This is a genomic window from Flavobacterium nitrogenifigens (genome assembly GCF_003254565.1).
GTDB lineage: Bacteria > Bacteroidota > Bacteroidia > Flavobacteriales > Flavobacteriaceae > Flavobacterium > Flavobacterium nitrogenifigens.
The window spans coordinates 97,270-104,500 of record NZ_QJRI01000164.1 but is presented as its reverse complement, the minus strand read 5'-3'; the positions used below and the strand labels follow the sequence as shown (position 1 = coordinate 104,500).

General features: G+C 40.5%; 1 protein-coding gene. It reads right to left on the bottom strand.

Going from position 1 to position 7,231, the window contains the following annotated elements:
* Nucleotides 1-6,942, bottom strand: a 6,942-nt coding sequence (locus DM397_RS04915; RefSeq protein ID WP_239457799.1) for a DUF11 domain-containing protein, incomplete at its 3' end; no start/stop codon positions are given.
* Between the last annotated feature and the right edge of the window lie 289 nt (nt 6,943-7,231).

The window sequence follows — 7,231 nt, the reverse complement described above, 5'->3', positions numbered from 1 at the left end:
ATAATCGTCTTCTGTTGTAACCCCATTGTTTGGAGTAGAATCTGGATCAGGCTGGCTGCTTGCTGTTACTTCGGCGCTATTAGTATAATTGCCTGAAGCATTTACTGTGGCTGTTATTTGTAAAGTATAAGAATCTGAAACAGGCATGTTTCCTACTGTCCAAACTCCTGTTAATGAATCATAGCTTCCGGTTGTTGCATTGTACGATACATAAGTATATCCAGAAGGCAATAAATCAGTAATAGCTACAGCATTTGCTTCCTGTGGGCCAGAGTTTGTGACTTCAATATTGAAAGTTATCTGTGAACCTACAAGAGGAGCAATATTGTTAACTGTTTTAGTGATTGATAAATCTGCTGATGTTGGAACTGGTATAGTTGTAACTTCTCCGTAATCATCTTCTGTTGTTATCCCATTATTTGGTGTCGAATCTGGATCAGGAAGATTAGCTGCGGTCACTTCGGCTGTATTAGTATAGACACCGCTTGGGCTTACTTTTGCGACAATTTGAAGTGTTTCCGAATCTCCATTCACTAAATTACCTACAGTCCATACTCCTGTGACAGGATTGTAAGTTCCTGTAGAAATGGTAGATCCTGTAAATGTATAGCCAGACGGAAGTACGTCTGTTACCTGCACGCCAAAGTTATCTTGTGGACCATTATTGGTTACCACAACTTCAAAAGTAACCACTGAGCCTACTAGTGGGGTAGCGTTATTTACAGTTTTAACTAAAGATAAATCTGAAGACTGCGGAATTGGAGTAGTGGTTGCTGTTCCATAATCATCTTCTGTTGGCACTCCATTATTTGGTGTGGAGTCAGGATCTGGAGTGTCACTATTGGTAACTTCTGCAATATTCGTGTAATCTCCTGTTGGATTAACTATAGCATTTATCTGTAATGTTTCAGACTCACTGCTTTCTAATATATCAAGTGTCCAAAGACCAGTTGTACTGTCATATGTTCCGCTTGTTGCACTAAAAGTAGCAAAAGTATAACCAGAAGGCAGTAAATCAGTTACTTGAACTTGAGCAGCATCTTGAGGGCCACTGTTTGTAGTGATAATAGTAAACGTTACTAGAGAACCAACAAGAGGGGTAGCATTGCTTACTGTTTTTGTTAATGATAAATCTGCTGCTGGAGGTATAGGAGTTAAAACCACATTATCTTCATCATCTTCGCTCTGATCGCCATCGTCATTATTAGGCGTACTGTCTGGATCAGGAAGGTTGCTTGCCGAAACTTGCGCTATATTTTTGTAATCTCCTGCTGGCAATACTTTTGCATCGATAATAAGTGATTCTGTAACACCAACATCAACTGTACCAACATTCCAAATTCCAGTAGTATTGTCGTACGTTCCGGCAGAAGAACTGTAGTTTACGTATTGAAAACCAGAAGGCAACAAATCGGCTACTTGTACTCCAGTTGCATTATTTGGGCCGTCATTTGTTATTTTAAGTTCAAACGAAACTTGGCTTCCAACGACTGGACTTGTATTGCCTGTAACTACATCTTTGACTAAAGATAAGTCGGCAGAAGGGCCGATAAAAGTGATTTCTGCATCATCTTGATCATCTTCAGAAGCAATATTGTTATTAGGGACACTGTCAGGGTCTGGTAAATCGCTGGTTATAACTTGAGCGACATTCTGATAGCTTCCCAAAGGATTAACAAAAGCATTAAAAGTAAGATCAATATTTGAGTTTGCAGGCAATACTAGATTTCTCCATTCAAGTGTAGCAGTAGCAACTTGATAGGTGCCTCCAGCAGACACTGATCCCGGAATAAGTGTATAACCTACAGGGATAACATCTTTTACGCCGACTCCTGTTGCATTTCCTGGGCCATTGTTAAGCACATTAATCGTGAAAGTAACCTGTTCGCCTGCTGCTGCTGAAGTTGGTGTTACAGATTTTGTAAGTTCCAAATCAGCTTGTTTTAGAGAAACATAAGCTGTAGATATATCATCTTCGGGCAGTCCGTTTCCTGGTGTGCTATCTGGGTCGAACTGATGTGCTGTCTGAATTTCTGCCGTATTAAAATAATCATTCATTGATGTTACGACATTTACTTTAGCGGTAATCTGTAAGGAAAGTGTGTTTCCATTATTCAAATTTCCAACATCCCATATTCCTGTAAGGCTATTATATTTTCCAGCCCCATTATCACTCACATAAGTATATCCTGGAGGCAGTTTGTCTGAAACCGTTATTCCGCTCGCGTTATTTGGTCCGCTGTTCGTTACAGAAATTGTAAAAATAACATTGTCGTTTATGCTTACAGTATTAGGAGAAACCGTTTTACGAAGAGATAAATCGGCTACATCTAGAACTACTGTAGCGCTATCCTGATCATCTTCTGCAGGATTTTGATTGTTTGGCGTACTATCAGGATCAAATTGGTCAGATGCGATAACCTCTGCTGTATTGACATAAGATCCTCCTGTAGGCAATATGGTGGCTTTGAATGATAAATTTAAAATGCTTCCGCTTGGAATTGTTATACCGCTCCAAGTAATTGTATTGTCTCCAACATTATAAACTCCTGCTGAAGTAACAGATCCAGCAACAAGAGCAAAACCAAGTGGAATAAAGTCGCGTATGGCAACATTGGTAGCAGTAGAAGATCCTCCCAATGCATTATTATTAAATACATTTATGTTAAAAGTAACCACATCGCCAGCACTGCCAGTTGTTGGCGTTACAGTTTTAGTTAATTCAAGATCGGCTACGGCACGAATTGTAAGATTCATTGAATCTGATGAAACGGCGCAATTTCCATTTGTTACATTCCACTGAAGTGTATAAATGCCAGGAATTGTTCCAGTTACAGCAGTTGTAGGACTGGTAGGATCAGTAAAACCTATTGTACTAGGACCTGCGGTTTGAATCCAGCTTCCAGTTCCTATTGTTGGAACAACCGCATTCATATTAATAGCAGAAAATTGAGGTCTAATTTGATCAGGCCCTGCATTGGCAGTTGAAGGTTGGTCATATATGGTCACCAAGACAGTATCTTCAGATATGCAACTAGTTGAAGCGGCTGTAGTGACTGTCCATTTAAATTCATAAGTACCCGGTACTAGACCAAGCATTAGAGAATTTTCACTGTTTGGAGATCCTATTCCAGCTGTATTTGGACCAGAAACCATAGTCCATTCTCCCACTCCTGATGTCACTGGGGCAGCATTCATGGTAGCAGTATTTACATCACAGAGTTCTTGATCAGGGCCCGCATTGGCTATAGATGGAGGAACATCATTAAAAGTGATAGACACATCATCTGAAGTAGGCTGACATAAAGAAGGATTTGTAAATGGACCATTGCTAACTGTCCATGTTAAAACGTAAGTGCCTAAAACATTAATATTTGATAAAGTGGTAACAGGACTGTTCGGGTTGTCAATTACTGCATTTCCGCCAGGAGGCTGAGAAGAAAATGTCCAAGTTCCTATACCCACTGTAGGAGGAACCGCAGCAGTTTTATAAGTAGTCTGACAGGCCACATTATCATCAGGGCCTGCATTGGCAGAACTTGGAGGGGCATTCATTTCTATCCTTACTATATCAGAAAGAGAGCGGCAATCGTTGCTTTTGAATACCCATTCTAAAATATAAAGTCCGGGAATGGTTAAATTTGAAACCGTAGTTAATGGTGCAGAAGGCGTATCAATAACGGCTACACTACCTGCAGGCTGATAAACAAATCGCCACTCAAACGAAGTAACATCAGGAGGAGGGGTATTACCGCTCATTGTGGCAACTCCGCCAACATCACTAATACATAAGGTTTGGTCTGGCCCCGCGTCTGGGTCAATACTGGCGCCATTAAAAATAGTGACATTTACAGAATCTGAAGTTCCAGTACATGTACCGCCATTTGGAAATGTAGTGCTATTGGTAGTAAATGTAAAAACATAATCATTGCCAGGGACTACCGTTGCATTAGCAATATAACTATTTGAAGGTGATTGTGTTATTATAACATCATTAGGATTTCCTGTTGTACTGGTTAGTGACCATATTCCTGTTGAATTTTCATTGGCAACTAACTGAACACTGGTAACGTCACAATGAGTTTGGTCAATTCCTGCATTTGCAGCAGGATCAACTACAACGACTACATCATCAAAAGTGCCCTGACATAAAAAGATACTTTTTGCCGTTATAGTCCATCTGAAAGTATATGTCCCTGCTATAAGTCCATTAATTGCAGTATTCGGATTAGAAGGGTCTACAATTGTAGGCTGATTAGGAGAACCCGTAAGTACAGACCATTGTCCAAGCTCAAAAAAGCTGTCATAGGAGCTTCCTGCCATGGTTACAGTACTGTTGTTGCAAATGTTTTGATCTGGTCCTGCATTAGCCTGATGAGGCGGAAGACCGATAGTTAGATTAATATCATCAAATGCCTGGCCGCAGATCCCAGCATCAACTGTCCATCTGAATATGTAATATCCACTGTAAGAAAAGGTAAAAACAGCATTTGGATCATGTATGTCACTTATAGTATAATTTCCAACACCTGAAATTCTTGACCATGTACCTATTGATCCACCGCTTTGTGTAGCAGCCATAGTAATTGTATTACCGCAAATTTCTTGGTCAGGACCAGCTGAAGCAACTGGAGGAGTTTCTGCAACTGTTACAGATACACTGCTTTGGCTAGGAATACAGGCTCTTAGTCTCGAACTAATGGACCATGTAAAAACATAAGTTCCGTTTCCTGGAACGGTTACCATCGTATTGGGATCTTCTACGTCATTAAAGACAACTCCAGCTGAGGGCTGCACTGACCAAATTCCATATTCCCCAAATGCTGGACTATTTCCGCTAAGGTTAAAAGTGGTTGTGCCAGAAGTATAGCAGGCATTTGGCCCTGCATCTGATGTTGTAGGGGCTTGATTATTATTTGTACTAATAGTTACGGTGTCAGAAACTGCTGCACCACAGGATGGACCAGGGTGCGAATAAGAAACTGTCCATTGCAATTCGTAAGAAGCATTCGCTGTCGCAAAACCAGATGCAATGGCATTCGGATTATTCACATCTGAAAATGTAATTGTATCGGGGCCTGAAACCTGACTCCAGGTTCCCATTTCACCATTTGCAGGCGGAACAGCTTGTAGGGGTACTTGAGAACTTGCACAGACTACCTGATCTGTTCCTGCGTCGACATTGTTAATTGTGCTGTCTGAGACATAAACAGTAACTGTAGCTACAGAAAATCCGCACGTAGCACCGCCACCTTTTGTGATGTATTGAAAAACATAAGTACCTGAAATAAGATTGCTAACTGATGTATCGACAGCAAAATTATCAGCGATTGTTGCGGTATTAGGACCGCTAAGCTGACTCCAAAAATGTAGGCCGTCATCTGTGGTAACACCTGAAAGAACAGTAGTGGTATCTCCGCATGGAAGACTGACATCGGTTCCCGCATTAGATGGAGTAGGGTCTCCAGAAACCAAAATACCCAGAGTGTCAAAGCCATAATCGCATTCAACAGTTAATGCGCCAGTCTGTTTTCGAACAAATTCGACTGTATATTCTCCTGGAGCAGTAAGTGTTAAGGTCAGCGAATTTCCAACATCTGTCAAGGCAGTAGGAAAAGGAGCCAAAGGAGAAAGCGGAGGCCCACTAACAATGCGATATTGGTTAGAACCTGTTCCTGTTACAGTAAGCGGAATTGTAAAAACAGTTGCATTACAGCTTCCAACTATGTCATTTCCATTGTTTGCCAGAATTGTTCGAGTTGGGCCATTATATTGTACGATGTAATCTTTGGTAAAAATACAACCCGTATTATTATTTGTAAGGGTGTAACGGAAACGGTATGGATCTCCTCCCTGAAAAATATTGGTTACTAATGTAGTGGGGTTTGTTGGCGAAACAATTACAGCGCCACTATCACCAGAGACTTGTGACCAAGCTACAGTTTCGCCGGCATATAGAGGAGTCTGTGCAATCAGAGTAACCTGATTTATAGTGTTGTCGCAGAAGAATATGTTTTCGTCTCCTCCAGGCAGCTGTGTTACATCCTGAGTTGCTGGTGGTACAGTAATTACGACGGTATCATTTCCAGAAGCACAAGCGCCAGAAACAGTCCATCTAAATGTGTAGGTTCCCTCAACCAAATTTGAAACCCCTGTATTATTAGCGTTTGGGTTGCTTATAACAGGTGTATTAGGACCACTTACAAATGTCCATTGTCCGTTTTGTCCGTTAAGTCCGCATCCGCCATAAGTGGCATTTAAATTGGTTGCTTGCGTGGTGGTATAGCAATTGCTTAAAGTCTGATCTGGACCTGCCGAAACAGGTTTTACTCCGCCATAATTAGTTACCGTTATCTGAGAAGTGGTTCTACAGCGCTGTCCAGGGGCATACTCAGGTCCTTCAATAACCCATTGAAGTGTCGTAACACCACAGCTTGTTGCAGGGAGGCTAATTGTTGAGGTAGCTAAATTTGGAAAATTAATTACAACCCCAGCATTATTTGCGCCTACAATTTCCCAATATCCCGTTTCTCCAGTATTTTGCGGAGTGTTTGCAATAATAGCTAATGTTCCATTGTTATTAGGGCAGCTTGTAATATTGGCACCAGCGTTGGCCATGGTTATAGGCTTAACATTAACCACTTTATCCTGATAAGATACGATACCGTCACTGCAGGTTGCACTATATCTGAAAATATAAGTATTGCCTCCAGTATAGCCTGAAACGGTTGTGCTTGTGCTTGTTGGCGAATTAATAGTCACTGCTGGACCCGAAATTTGTGTCCATTTGACTGTGCCAGTAATTGGAGAAGGATTGTTTCCAGTTAAAACCAACGCGTCGGTTTCGCAAATAGTAACATTAAGTACTCCCGCATTTACAGAACAGTTTTGTGCATTGGTTTGAAAAATTGAAAGAAAAATCAACAAGGCAACAAAAGCCAATTTTTTTGATAAAGTGCAAATTCTCCAAGAAAAATAAAATTGTGCCATAAGCAATCAGGAATGAAAAGGCAGCACAGTAAATTTATAACTACCTTAAATTAATAAATTGATTTTTAGCATTAATCGTAGTTAAGATTTTGAATATATTTGGGGTTACTCAAATTTAAAGAAAGATAGCCATGAAATTTTTTTTTGTATGTTGCAGATTATAAAATGAAACACAAAAAATAGATTTTGGAACAATAAAGTGCACTACAGTAACGTGAGGAAGCGTTTGCTTGAAAAATGA